This is a genomic window from Bradyrhizobium sp. USDA 326 (genome assembly GCF_049739485.1).
Lineage (GTDB): Bacteria > Pseudomonadota > Alphaproteobacteria > Rhizobiales > Xanthobacteraceae > Bradyrhizobium.
Genome location: NZ_JBMGQA010000001.1, coordinates 6,794,197 through 6,806,676 on the forward strand (window position 1 = coordinate 6,794,197; position 12,480 = coordinate 6,806,676).

Sequence of the window (12,480 nt, forward strand, 5' to 3'; positions counted from 1 at the left end):
TTATTCTTCCAGATACTTACGGCTCCGGGCAGGGCATCTCCGATACCCCTGGCAATGGCTTCGTGGAACCACGTCGAGCACTTCGAAAACCGCGCTGCCCGGCGCGCCCACCAGCCCGTTCGCAGCGGTCAAGAGCTGCGGTGCGCCATCGCCTCAATGCCGGACGAGTCTAAATTCAAGCCGAACATGAAGCGGGCCCGGAAAACCCGAGCCCGTCCCTAGGCAGAATTGCTGACATGACACGCCAAGCTCCGTTCGCTCGGCGCGTCTCCGTAGCGCGATCCGCGTCCTCAGAAGTGTAGAATCCCGAACGGAATGTAACTGTGTGTGTTAGTCGTTGATTCGGCTGCGAAAGTCGGTTTGCCGGGCAACAGTTTGTCAACAAACACGTCACGTTTCGAACCTAGCTCCCATCAAGTATCCGAGAAAGAGCGGTCTGGCGGTTCTCCACATGAGACTCGCGTTCCAGCACTTGACGCAACATTTTCCCGTCCCCGATCAGAACAGCCGAATCCTTGGCGCGCGTGATCGCGGTGTAGACCAGGGACCGGTCCAGCAGCCGGGTTTTCTGGATCGGGATGACGACGTTCCGGAAGCTCGACCCCTGGGCCTTGTGGACCGTGATGGCGTAGGCCAGCGCGAGATCATCGAGCCCGTAGCCGCTCAGTTCGACCTCGGTGCCGTCGAAGTCGGCGGTCACCTTGCTGTCCTCGATGGCGGTGATGCGGCCGAGACTGCCGTTGCGCAGGCCCGCCTGGTAGTCGTTCTTGAGGAACATGACCGGCTCGCCCACGGCGAGGCGCCTGGTCGGATGCCGGCGCCTGCCGACCGCGAAGATGTCGTGGAAGCGCGCGTTGAGCGCCTCGGTGCCGGCCGGCCCCGCCTTCACGGCGCAGACGATCCGAAGGTCCTCGGAGAAGCCGCCGAGGTCGGCGACCACGTCAACGATCTGGTCGGTGGTGACCTCGGCCGCCGCGATCAGGGCGACCCCGCCGCTGGTGGCGTCGACGTTGCTCGGCAGGTCGGGTAGCCGCCCGGACCGGATGGCGCCCGCGACCGCGGGAATGCCGGTCGCCTCCGTCTGACGGTAGACGCGGGTGAGCTCGACGGAGCGGATCTCGGGCCTCTCGACCAGCGCGTGCAGCACCAGGCCGAACTGGATGGGTGGAAGCTGGGCGGGGTCGCCGACCAGCAGCAGCCGGCAGCCGTCCGGCAAGGCGCGCAGGATCCGGTACATGGTCGGCAGGTCCAGCATCGAGTCCTCGTCGACCACGACCAGCGACTCAGGGCCGAGCGCGATCTGCCTCGCCTCGACGCCCTTCAAGAAGGCGGCGATGGTCGAGGCCGGGAAGCCGGTAGTCTCGCCGATCCGGACGGCGGCACGGCCCGCCAAGGCCATCATGTGGGTGGAGCGGCCGAAGGCGGCGCAGGCCCGGGCGACGGCCTTCAGGACCGTGGTCTTGCCGACGCCGGCGCCGCCGCGGACGATGCCGAACCGCTCCCGGATCGCGACCCGGACCGCGGCCCGCTGCTCGTCGTCGAGCGCGACGCCCAGGTCCTGCCGTTCGAGCCAGGCGGCGAGCTCCTCGTCGGAGACCTCGCGGGCGATCAGGTCGCCCATGGCCGGCTCGGACAGCATCTCGCGGATCCGATCGGCGACGTAGCGCTCCATCATATGGGCGCCGGCGGCCTGAAAGCCGCCCGCGATCGGGATCGCCGCCCGTTGCGCCACGGCGGCCGAGATCGCCTCCCCGGACTGCGCGGGCGCGCACTTCAGGAGCTTGCCGACCGCTGCGACGAGCTCGGGGTGGCCGATCCATGTGTGGTGCTGATCTAGTCGGGTGTAGAGCACGGCTTCGACCGCGGCGACGAGGCGCCTGGGATCGTCGGCGACGATTCCCATCCGGCCGCCGGCGGCGTCGACCACCGGCCAGTCGGCGAGCGCCATCATCGCGTAGGGCTGCTCGCGCAGCTTGGCTGCGGCGTCCGCGCCCCAAAGGCGGACGATCTTCTTGGCCAGCCGGGCATCGAAGCCGTGCTCGTCGAGCCAGACCACGACGTCGCCCTCGGCGAGCTTCTCCTTCCACGCCAGCACCAGCCGCTCGGCGCGGTCCTCGCTCAGGACGTCCCTCAGGCGTCCTACGTCGCCGTTGCCGAGCAGCGCGTAGAGCTCGGCGCCGAAGGCCTTCCACAGCTTCGCCGCGGTGGCGTAGCCGATGCCCTCGAACGCGGGATCCTCGGCGAGGTGGCGCACGATGGTGTCGCCGGACTTGGCGCGGCGGCCGAGATGCTCAAGCATGACGCCTCGCTTCCGCCTGCGAAACAGCGTACCGCCGTGCTCGCTCCGGCAAGGGGCAGCCCGCGCCAAGAGCCCGCTGCGCGGGCCCGTGTCGCCCCTTGCCCTCCGCTGCGACGCGGCGGTCCTGCTGATCGCAGGTCGGCTCCGAGGGACGGTCGAAGGCTTCCGGTCTCTCCGAGGGACGGGGCGTCAGAGTCACGATACCCTGCGCCCGGTGGTGATCATGATGTCCTCGACCTGCTCCAGGCGGCGCAGTTTTTCGCGCAGGCCGGCGTTCTCCGCTCGGAGAGCCGCGTTCTGCTGCTCGAGCGACAGGATGCGCCGGTCGCGCCGATCGGACTTCGTCTCCGGCTTGGCCTCCTCCTCGCCGGCGGCGGCGGCCGGCAGCTTCGCTCTTGCCGCGGCCAGTAACGCTGCGGCAGCCGGATTCTTGTAGAGCACCTGGCGGTTGAACCCGCAGGCGAGCGCGATCGCCGAAACATTGGGCTCGCCGGCGTGCATGGGCAGCGGCCGGCCTTCCCGTTCAAGGGCCTCGAGGTAGTTCTTCAGGATCTCGGCGTTCTCGGCGCCGAGCACGCTCCCCGACTTTGATTCCGTCACCTGGTCCTCCCGCTTGCCGGTCGGAGGTTCAACGTTTTCGATCCTTGTCAGTCTGTCCGCGATCGGGCTTTTCGGGCTTTTCATCGAGCTTCTTGATCGACCATCCGTTCAGATAGGCGTTCGTCTTCCACCGGACGTACCTTTCCTCGTGCTTCGCGACGAGCGCGCGGAGCCTCTGGTTGTCTTCGCGAAGGTCCTGCATCTGCCTCCGCAGAACCTCGAAGGTGCCGTCGCCCTCTCTCCTCTTCCGCTTCGCCTTCCCCGGATCGGCTTGCAGGGCCGCCTCGCGCAGCTCCTTCTTCTTGAGGGTGTAGGCCTTCTGAATCTTCGGGTGCTTGGCGAGCGCGACGCGCGTCCAAGTGCCCTTGAACTCGACATTCACGACCTGGACGAGGGCCTCCCACGTGATGGTCGGCTCCGGCCATTTCTCGATGATCTCCAGGATGCGCTTCTCGGTTCCCCTCTCCTTGTCCTTGACGAACAGGCGCTTCTTGCCCGCCGGGGCCGAGCGCCAGCCGTTGCGGACCGGCCGATTCCGGCCGCGCGGTTCGATCTTGTCCCAGCCCTTCGGCGCCTTCGTCATCGTGTCCTCGGATGAAGGACTCGATGAGTAGGCCGATTCTACCGGAGCAGGGAAATACGCCCCAAGAACACTCGACACACGCGACCCCTACGACACACGAAAAGACTTCGGCCCTGCGGCCCAACAGCAGTAAAAAACGCGGAATCCTACATCCTCGGCGGCGGCAGAAACTCCTCTCCCTCGAGGGCGTCGCCGAGCGGCCCGAAGCCGTAGATCTGCTCCTCCGCGAACGGCTCAGGCCAGCGGTCGTGGATCATCCTGGCGGTCGCCGAAACGAGCTCGGTCGAAGTCTCGCGGCGTCCCGCCGACATCTCTTCCATGTCGAGCAGGACGCAGCGCAGGATCGCCCAAGCCCGCGGCTCCAGCACGGAGATCGAGGCCGCCCGTCCGGAGCGGTCGATCACCACCGAGCGGATCGGGGGCTGCTCCGAAGCCCAGCGCCGCGCGTGGGCGGCCGCATCGCTTTCGTAGTCGTCGACCAGGCGCTCGATCGAGGAGGACGTGAGCAGCCGTATCTTCAGGTTGTCGTCGGTCCGCAGCTCGGCGACGTCGCCCTTGGCGCGCTTGCGTGTCACAGGGATCTTGGCCCGGCGCAGCACGGCAACGAGTTCGTCGAGGAGGTCGGCGGACGCGAGATCGGCAACGAGAAGGTCGAGACCGTCGTCCGGCAGCACGTCGCGCGGCAGAAACGAGGTCATCTCGTTTTCGTAGGCGTAGACGGATGCCTCCCCGACCAGCGTCACGCGATCGAGCAGATCCGAGGTCCCGATTGCCCGGAGAACGCCACCAACCTCGCTGGGCGCCCGGGACAGCCTCAGCGCCTTGGCCATACGGGCCTGCTCGGCCATCGCCGGCCTCAGTTCGGCTATGCGGGCGTCGAGTTCGCCGCGCTCCTTCATGAACGCGTCGTAGATCTTCTCGGTCTCGGGGGTGCGCCGGCCGAGCGAACCCGCCTTCTTGTCGCCGGTGAGGGGGTCCTGGCGGTACCGCGTCAGATACTGGTTGCCCTTCGCAGTGAGCCATTGCATGCCGCCGGCGTACGCATCGCGAGCCCGCAGCACGTCGCCATAGTCGGCGACCGTCGAGCGCATGATCTCGACCAGGCGGCGCTGTTCTTGGCTCATCGGCGTGGTCAATGGTTTTACCGCCATTCAATTATCTACTCTGATAGTATAAACCACTCCACCGCGATTGCAAGAAGATTCTCCTTTTGTTCTTTCGAGGGGCGGGCGCGCCAGGGACTTGCCGACGCCGCCGATAATGAAGGGAATGGAGCCTCTCGAGCCGCTAGGCCGCACCGCGAGAGGCTAAAAGCACGCTCAATCAGGCTGAACTATAGTCCCGTCGGCGATGGCGGGGTCCTGATGGACGGCAAGTGCCTTTCTCAGGCCTGCGACCATCCTCTCGTTGTGCTCGACCCAGGGCCCCGCCCCCAACGCCCCTTCGGCAGCCGCCTGGCGGGCCTGCTCGAGCATGGCTTCGTGCTCGGTCAGAAGCTGCTGGGCCCGCTGCAGGTGCTTCGGGTTGCCCTTGACGAGCATGTGGTCGCCGCAGCCGGCCGCGCACGCCCCGTGAGACGCGCAGGGAGCCAAACTCCAATCCGAGACGCACATGCCGATATCGGTGGTGTGGGAGGTCGCGAACCGAGCCTTGAGGAAGTCCTCCCTGTCGGCCGGCCTGATCTTTCGCACGGTCGCAGCGATCCGTCCCTGTACGGACTTCGACTTGACCATACCGCGTATCACTCGGCCGAGCGGGGCCCCGCCGGTGTAGTCGTAGGCCGAGTTCTGGGAAATTTCCTTGCGACCCGACCATCGCGCGATGTCGAGCTCGGAGACGAGCCCCTCGTTGGCGAGGTTGTTCAGGTAGCGGCGCGGCCCGTGCGACGGCAGCTTGAAAGGCTGACCTTTCGAGTCGAGTATCTTCAACCGCCTGAAGATCGAGCCGGCACTGATGCTTTCGTCCTTTTCGGCGTCGTCACCGACCAAAAAATCGCGCATCTGAGCCTGACTCAAGAACGTCGGGACCGACGGGATGATCGCCCTGCTCCGGTGAAAATAGTTGGCCGGGAAGAGGAAGAGGTACTCGGACAGCAGGCGGCCCTTCGGAACGTCTTTCATGACCTTCGCGACGTCCGACAGGATCGCCGCCTCGAGATCACCCTGCCGGAACGTCATTTGATGCTTCAGCACCCGTCCGGCGTACCCGTGCGTTTTCATCCAAAGCGTCGCAGCGCCTCGATGGGAGAAACCCATTGTCTCTGCGACGTCGGTCGCGGTGACGAGGGTATTCTGGTCGCGCAGACGCCACGGTTCCGGCAGCCAAGCGCGGCCGGGATGCGCCTCCATCCAGCGGGCGACCTCGCGGGAGGTTTCCGTGAGCCGCAGCAGATCCTTCACGGCGCGTTCCGCGATCGGCTTCATCTTGGTCGGAATCCATTTGACGTCGTCGGGCGCCTCCTTGGAGCCTTCGTAGACTATCCCGAACCTGACCGCCCCGTCGGGACGCTCGTCCCAACGCTCGCAGTCGGCGCGCAGGTTGAGCAACTCGTTGATCCTCCACGGCGCACTCAGGAGAATTTCGAGAACGGACATGCGGGCCAGATCGGGATCGGCCCCGCCATTTCGGACCTGGATGCTCGCTTCGATGACGGCTGCGATGCTCTGGTCGGTCGGGAGCTTCTTCGCCCTCGCTTCCTTCGCCTCGTCGTCCACCCGGTACGCATTGTCGTCGACCCGCTCGATCGGATTGACGAACCTGATGGGCACCTTACAGAGCTGGTGCTTGTCGACGAATCTGCCTATGCGTTCCAGCTCCTCCCCACAGCTGTACGTGCTGCTTCCCGTGTAGACCTTTCGGATGGCCGCCACGGCCTCCATGAAATCCTTCGGACGCGCATCGACGATGTCGTGACCGCACTTGGCCAGTGCCTCGTACAGCAGGCGGCCTACCATGAGGCTGCGCTGGTGGACGCCGAAGGACGTCGGAGAGGCGAACTGCCTCATGACGATCATCGCCTTCAGGAACGAGGCGAACGGATCGGTCAGGTCGGTGCGCCCCTCGATCTTGCGGGACGGCTTTTCCTGACGGGCCGTGAAGTACAGGACGGCGCTGGAGAAGGCTTTCCCGGGCTTGCGTTCGAAGCAGTGCGAGAGATCCCACACCGACGCGTCAAAATCGACGCTCGGGCCGAACACCTGCAGAGAGCGGGCCTTGGCCACCATGGCAGCCAGGTTCTCCCGGGCGCCGATCGCGAGGCGGTCGGGAAACGCGATGACGTTCATTCGGCGCCCCCTTCGCATGCGGCGACGACCTCGCCGATCGCCAGGATCGTCGCGTCGTGCAGTCCGACGATCTGAGGGTCAAGACCGGCGGCCTTCTTGCGTTCGCGCTCGTCGCATAGTTGCTCCAAAAACTCGCGATGAGGCCCGTCCCGCCACGGCTGGAATTTCCGGCACGTGTAGCAACTGATAGGCGCGAACTGCGCGCAGGCTCCCGCTCCGCAGGTACCCAGGTTGCCGGCCCGCTCGGGCTGCTGGCCGGCAGCGCGACGGAAGAACGGGATGCGCTTGGTGGGGTCGGCGCCGTTGGCGGCTTCCGTCTCGTCGGCCACCACTTTGCCCATGAAGGCGTCCGCCAACGGCCCCAGCTTGACGGCCAAGGCCGCGTCCAGCCGATCAACGATGCTGGAGGTGGTTTCGTAGTAAACCTTGAGGTTCTGCAGATCGCTGTGATCCACCATCACGGCGAGCTCGGCCGGCGGCACGTTCTCCTCGACGGCCCGCGTCACGAACGTGCGACGAAAGCGCATCGCGGTCACGTTGATCGGCAGCCCCGTCCGGTGCGAGATCACGTTCAGCTTCTCGACCGCCGCCTTCAGGGCCGCGGTGATCTCCTTGGTGCTGCAGTGCATGGCGTATTCGGGCATCGGGCCGTCGAGCACCCTTGCCCGCGGCTCGGCGCGGCGAAACAGCGGAAAGGCGCATCCTTCGGGCCACCCGCACCTTCGGCGGAATTCGATGTTTTCCTCGATCAGCGCGGCGATCTGCTCACCGATCAGACCGTCCGGCCGCTTGGTGTGGAAGTCCTTTCGCAAGGACGCGCTGCGCTTCTTGATGCGCGGGATCTTCAGAACGTGGTGGACCACATTGCTTCCGTCCTCCCGCACTATCCGATAGTCCTCTTCGCGCAGAAGCGAGAACGCCTTCGGATTGGAGCCGAATGCGAGCGCGAGCCACACCAGGGTCCTCTCGAACGCGGTCAGCAGGATCGGTCCGAGCTCCCTAAGCTTGGTGACGATCGCGATGGTCTCGAGCTGGTCGAACGCGCCCTGCTCCGGATCCCGCGTCCGCACGGCGACGCCCTTGGGATTTCCGCCGATCCTGATATCCGCCATCTCGGCGGCCACCTCGCCGGCGAACTGCGGAAAATTCCGCTTCGCGCACCACTGGTACCACGCGCGGACGTAGCAGAGCCGCCAGGCGGCGAAGTTCTCAACGAGACGAAGCTGCGCAATCAACCGCAGATCGATGCGACCGCCGGTGGCGGCGCACGTCCGGAAGTGCTCGACAGACTGCAGGAAACGAAGCGCATCGAAGGTGTTGCGCACGTCATCGACCGACCTGGTGGTCACCCGGTCCGCGATGTATTTGACGACGGCCAGCAAGAGGTCGGGAGAGTCGATTTCCAGCTTTCGGAAGTCCAGCCGCGTTGCGGACACGTCGTTGAGCGTCCAGACCCATCCGGTGGCGTCGACGGGAAGCTTGGCGCGGTCGTAGATCGTGCCCTGTCCGGGAAAACCGGCCGGCAAAGCGATTTCGTGGAGAGCCTTCATCGTGCGTCCTTCCCCCGGATCAACCTCTCCTGCATGCCCGCCTGCATCTCGGCGGCGCGCTTGCGGATGCCCCGGCGGCCGTACCTGACGCCCTGCTCCGAAGTCCGCGTCCATCCCATGGCAAGGTTGCGAGCCTGCTTCTCGACCTCCGGCGGAACGCCCTGCTCCTCCGCCGCCTCGCTGATCTTGTCGTTCCAGGTCCGGCGATTGACGTGCGTCGAGAAGTCCTCGGGCAGTCCCGGGACCTTCCGGAGCTCGAGGCACATGGCGTCGACGGCGCCAATGGACAGCGGCTTGCCCTGCTGGGAGAGGAAGAGGAAGGGCGAGGTCTTCGCGTTCTTGTAGGTCCGCCTGGCACCGACGATGTAGCTATCCATCGCATCGTGGAGCCGATCGGTGAATTCAACCGGATGCGACTTGGTCTTGACGGACGGCGGCTGGGCGCGCGTCTCGTCCGGGTCGTCCGCGTTGCGGTGGACGGTCAGACCAGGGTCGTCGCCGCCCAGCCGCACGTGCCTGGTCTTGATGCCGAGCGGTTCGGATCGTCGCAGGCCGGCGTCGATGTACAGGAGCCAGAGCACCATGTTGCGGAACTGGTGCCTCGGCTCGAAGGGGTTGCTCGGATCGCCCGCCGTGATCGCCCGCACCAGGATTTCGCGCTGTTCCTCGGTCAGTCCTTCCAACAGGTCGTTCTCGTAGACCTTGATGTCGCCGACGACCAGGTCGTGTATCTGTTCCAGCACGAGGCGGGCTTCGACCCGCCGCGGGTCTGCGGTCTTCAAGCGGAAGACGATATCCAAGATGCGCCAATAGAGGTAGTCCGCACACGCTTGAAGGCGGTTGCGCCAATGACCGTTCTCGACGACGTCCTTGAGCTTCTTGCTCTTATCGCCGTTCGCGCGCTTGCGGGCCGTGCGGAGATCGACCCGCATCGCCCTCCTCAGTCCCTCGATCTCCGACAGCGAAAGGAAGTCGAGCGACTCGATCCGCTCGTCCAGTGCGATGCCGTGCTTCGAAGACCAATTGAGCAGAAGGCAGATGGCGTCCATCTCCTTCCGCATCGTCGAGAGCATCAGGCCGCGGTTACGCAACTCCACCGCCGCGTACACGACCGGCCAATCGACCGGCATGTCGTCGCTATCGACCGCCATGACGAAGCGCTCGCCTGACTCGAAGCAAGTGGTTTTCGTCCTGAACGGTGCCTTACCGAGATCCAATCTACAGCCCCCTGCAAAATCCGAGGCCGTGAGATGGTCAGAAAAGTTTCATGTCAGGAGTGACACAAGCTGGCGGGCGGCGATCCGCCTAAACGGTTGATTGTCAAAGAGATTATCCGCTGAAGTTACAAAACGGGGAAACAGTACGCGATTTCTAATAGCTGGTTACAAAGAACAAAACGGAATCTGCGCCAAGTCATTGTTCTAGCTACAGATTCCGCTTTTCAGTTACACTTCGGGAAAACCCAATTCTAGAACGGGATATCGTCGTCCATGTCGCTGTTGCGGCCGCCGCCGGCGGCAACGGGACGGCGCGGCGCACTGCTGACGGGACCGGAGGAGCCGAAATCGCCGCCCGGCTCGTCGCCGAAGCTGCCGCCTCCCCCGCCGCCGCCGCGGCCGTCGAGCATTGTCAGCGTCGAGTTGAAGCCCTGGAGCACGACCTCGGTCGAGTACTTCTCGACGCCGCTCTGGTCGGTCCATTTGCGGGTCTGCAGGGCGCCCTCAATGTAAACCTTCGCGCCCTTCTTCAGGTACTGTTCGGCAACCTTGCAGAGCCCTTCATTGAAGATCACGACACGATGCCACTCGGTCTTTTCCTTGCGCTCGCCGGTCGCCTTGTCACGCCATGTCTCCGAGGTGGCGATGCTCAAATTCGCGATTGGTCGCCCGTCCTGGGTGCGGCGGATTTCAGGATCCTTGCCGAGATTTCCAACCAGAATGACCTTGTTGACGCTTCCCGCCATCGCCGCTCTCCACTCCGAATGCACTAGATTTCAAAAGGGCGAATCCCGCTGCCCGCGTTCCTCCGCGCCCTGTTGAGGCGACCCTATACGCTTGCGGGCACCGATCAGCCCGCCGCCCCCCAGGTTATCCCCACATATAGCATTCCGCTCGGCTCCGTTCCAGATTTGTTCTTCGCGCCGAAACCACAGGGACGGCAGCTGGGCCACACGGCGGCTGAAAAGGGAACCTGGATGGAACTTTTTCGGGTTCCCGGGAAGGGCGAAAACCGCTTAACGTTCATTAAGTTGCAGCCAATTCAATCGGTCGGCGACTGTGGCATTTCGGAGACGGATTTTGCCCGTTTCTTTGGCTATGATTGCCTTGGAATTAGTTCATATGGGCGTCGCGCCTGATCTGCCCGCTTCGGGGACTTCGAGAAGCGGGCGAAACTGGGGAGACTGCAATGAATAAGATTCATTTTACTGCAATCAGTGCAATGGCGTTGGGGCTGGCGGCTCCCGCAAGCGCGGCGGATCTTGCCGCCCGTCCGTACACCAAGGCTCCGGCGCCTATTGCCGCCATTTACGACTGGAGCGGCTTCTATATCGGCATTAACGGCGGTGGTGGCACAAGCCGCAAGTGCTGGGATTTCGTGACCCCGGCGACCGGCGTTCTGGTCGGCGAGGGCTGTCACAATGCGACCGGCGGCACCGTCGGTGGCCAGGTCGGCTACCGCTGGCAGTCGACGAACTGGGTGTTCGGCTTCGAAGGCCAAGGCAACTGGGCCGACTTTACCGGCGACAACATCAGCGCGGTGTCCGGCCTTCGCAACCAGTCCAGGATCGACTCTTTCGGTCTGATCACCGGGCAGATCGGTTACGCCTGGAACAACGTGTTGCTCTATGTGAAGGGCGGCGCCGCCGTCGTCGGTGATCGCTATCGGACCTACGATGTGGCGACCGGCCTCGAGTTTGACCGGGCCAACGAGACCCGTTGGGGCGGCACGGTGGGCGTGGGCGTCGAGTTCGGATTCGCGCCGAACTGGTCGGTCGGCTTCGAGTACGATCACATCTTCCTCGGCCACCGCACAATCGACTTCACCGGATCCGGCAATTTCGCCGGGGCTCCGCTCGGTGCTTTCACTGCCTCCAATCGCATCGGCCAGGACGTCGATATCGGTCTCATCCGGGTGAACTATCGCTGGGGTGGCCCGTTGATCGCAAGGTACTGATATCTCGCGATATTGTTGGAGATCAAAGGCCGGCCTCGCGCCGGCCTTTCTGTTTTTGGGCGCGAACTGGTCGCCGGGAAACGAGTCAGTAACCATTACGTTTTGCGCCGTTGTGGCTTTTCGGAGACACAACTTGCGGCTTTGTTGGTGTAAGCACAGCCTCAGTTGGGCCGTTGAGTCCGCTGCCTTCCGGTCACGGAAGGCAACAACAGAAACTGGGACTGGGATTTATTAAAGATGAAGAAGGTTTTGTTGGCTTCGGCCTGTTTGTTCGCTCTCGCCGCTCCGGCCTCGGCCGCCGATCTTGCGGCCCGCCCTTACACCAAGGCTCCGATCGCTCCGGCCGCTGTTTACAACTGGACCGGCTTCTATCTCGGTGTCGTCGGCGGCGGCGCTTGGGAAGAATCCTCGACCGATCCGAAGATGCAGGGCGGCTTCGTCGGCGGTACCGCTGGCTACAACTGGCAGACCGGCAACGTCGTGTTCGGCCTCGAGGCCGACGGCGCCTGGGCTGACGTCAGCGCTTCGGTTACCGGCGCGACCGTTGTCCCCGGCTTCGGCGTTGCCACCGCGACGCTGAGTTCGAAGACCGACGCCATGGGCACCGTGCGCGGCCGCATCGGCTGGGCCGTCAACAACGTCTTGCTGTACGGCACCGGTGGTTACGCCTGGATCGACAACAAGGTCACCGTCAGCGCGCTGGGCGTGAGCGTCTCCGACAGCAAGTGGCACTCCGGCTGGACCGTCGGCGCCGGCGTCGAAGCGTTCTTCGCGCCGCAGTGGTCGGTCAAGGGCGAGTACCTCTATCGCAGCTTCGGCAGCGAGAACTACTTCTCCAACCTCGGCGTTCCGCTGGCGTCTGGCACGATCAACTTCCACACCGTCCAGGTCGGCGTGAACTATCATTTCGGCGCCCCGGTCGTTGCCAAGTACTGATCTGAAGTACTGATCGCGACCGACGTCACATCGTCACGAAAGGCCGGCGCCCAC

General features: G+C 64.4%; 10 protein-coding genes. 2 read left to right on the top strand and 8 right to left on the bottom strand.

Annotation, left to right across the window (positions count from 1 at the left end):
• Positions 1 to 403 precede the first annotated feature (403 nt).
• The 8 genes from ABIG06_RS32055 to ABIG06_RS32090 form a co-directional block, all read right to left on the bottom strand.
• Positions 404 to 2,299, bottom strand: a complete 1,896-nt coding sequence (locus tag ABIG06_RS32055) for an AAA family ATPase (protein ID WP_370139956.1) — start codon at positions 2,297 to 2,299, stop codon at positions 404 to 406.
• A gap of 195 nt (positions 2,300 to 2,494) precedes the next feature.
• Positions 2,495 to 2,899, bottom strand: coding sequence for a hypothetical protein (locus tag ABIG06_RS32060; protein ID WP_370139957.1), 405 nt, complete (start codon positions 2,897 to 2,899; stop codon positions 2,495 to 2,497).
• Between the two features lie 28 nt (positions 2,900 to 2,927).
• On the bottom strand, positions 2,928 to 3,482 hold the full coding sequence (locus ABIG06_RS32065; protein ID WP_370139958.1) for a hypothetical protein: 555 nt from the start codon (positions 3,480 to 3,482) through the stop codon (positions 2,928 to 2,930).
• 146 nt (positions 3,483 to 3,628) lie between these two features.
• Positions 3,629 to 4,606 carry a GSU2403 family nucleotidyltransferase fold protein gene (locus ABIG06_RS32070; RefSeq protein WP_370139959.1) on the bottom strand — a complete coding sequence of 326 codons (978 nt, stop codon included), beginning with the start codon at positions 4,604 to 4,606 and terminating at the stop codon, positions 3,629 to 3,631.
• A gap of 195 nt (positions 4,607 to 4,801) precedes the next feature.
• Positions 4,802 to 6,766 (bottom strand): hypothetical protein, encoded by a 1,965-nt coding sequence (locus ABIG06_RS32075; RefSeq protein WP_370139960.1) that lies wholly within the window; start codon positions 6,764 to 6,766, stop codon positions 4,802 to 4,804.
• Positions 6,763 to 8,316, bottom strand: a complete 1,554-nt coding sequence (locus tag ABIG06_RS32080; RefSeq protein ID WP_370139961.1) for a hypothetical protein — start codon at positions 8,314 to 8,316, stop codon at positions 6,763 to 6,765. The genes ABIG06_RS32075 and ABIG06_RS32080 overlap by 4 nt, the downstream gene beginning before the upstream one ends.
• On the bottom strand, positions 8,313 to 9,467 hold the full coding sequence (locus ABIG06_RS32085; protein ID WP_370139962.1) for a tyrosine-type recombinase/integrase: 1,155 nt from the start codon (positions 9,465 to 9,467) through the stop codon (positions 8,313 to 8,315). Before ABIG06_RS32085 ends, ABIG06_RS32080 begins: the two co-directional genes overlap by 4 nt.
• Positions 9,468 to 9,784: 317 nt before the next feature.
• Positions 9,785 to 10,279 carry a single-stranded DNA-binding protein gene (locus tag ABIG06_RS32090; protein ID WP_061881761.1) on the bottom strand — a complete coding sequence of 165 codons (495 nt, stop codon included), beginning with the start codon at positions 10,277 to 10,279 and terminating at the stop codon, positions 9,785 to 9,787.
• A 443-nt stretch (positions 10,280 to 10,722) separates the two neighbouring features.
• On the opposite strand from ABIG06_RS32090, the gene ABIG06_RS32095 reads away from it, so the two are divergent.
• Together ABIG06_RS32095 and ABIG06_RS32100 are read left to right on the top strand one after the other, a co-directional pair.
• Positions 10,723 to 11,490, top strand: coding sequence for an outer membrane protein (locus ABIG06_RS32095; RefSeq protein ID WP_370139963.1), 768 nt, complete (start codon positions 10,723 to 10,725; stop codon positions 11,488 to 11,490).
• 237 nt (positions 11,491 to 11,727) lie between these two features.
• Positions 11,728 to 12,426, top strand: coding sequence for an outer membrane protein (locus tag ABIG06_RS32100; RefSeq protein WP_124158217.1), 699 nt, complete (start codon positions 11,728 to 11,730; stop codon positions 12,424 to 12,426).
• Positions 12,427 to 12,480: the final 54 nt, after the last annotated feature.

What these genes read in the sequence shown, in the direction of transcription:
- ABIG06_RS32090 (WP_061881761.1), bottom strand. Translation starts at nt 10,279, where the DNA reads ATGGCGGGAAGCGTCAACAAGGTCATTCTGGTTGGAAATCTCGGCAAG.
- ABIG06_RS32100 (WP_124158217.1), top strand. Translation starts at nt 11,728, where the DNA reads ATGAAGAAGGTTTTGTTGGCTTCGGCCTGTTTGTTCGCTCTCGCCGCT.
- ABIG06_RS32075 (WP_370139960.1), bottom strand. Translation starts at nt 6,766, where the DNA reads ATGAACGTCATCGCGTTTCCCGACCGCCTCGCGATCGGCGCCCGGGAG.
- ABIG06_RS32085 (WP_370139962.1), bottom strand. Translation starts at nt 9,467, where the DNA reads ATGGCGGTCGATAGCGACGACATGCCGGTCGATTGGCCGGTCGTGTAC.
- ABIG06_RS32095 (WP_370139963.1), top strand. Translation starts at nt 10,723, where the DNA reads ATGAATAAGATTCATTTTACTGCAATCAGTGCAATGGCGTTGGGGCTG.
- ABIG06_RS32065 (WP_370139958.1), bottom strand. Translation starts at nt 3,482, where the DNA reads ATGACGAAGGCGCCGAAGGGCTGGGACAAGATCGAACCGCGCGGCCGG.
- ABIG06_RS32055 (WP_370139956.1), bottom strand. Translation starts at nt 2,299, where the DNA reads ATGCTTGAGCATCTCGGCCGCCGCGCCAAGTCCGGCGACACCATCGTG.
- ABIG06_RS32070 (WP_370139959.1), bottom strand. Translation starts at nt 4,606, where the DNA reads ATGAGCCAAGAACAGCGCCGCCTGGTCGAGATCATGCGCTCGACGGTC.
- ABIG06_RS32080 (WP_370139961.1), bottom strand. Translation starts at nt 8,316, where the DNA reads ATGAAGGCTCTCCACGAAATCGCTTTGCCGGCCGGTTTTCCCGGACAG.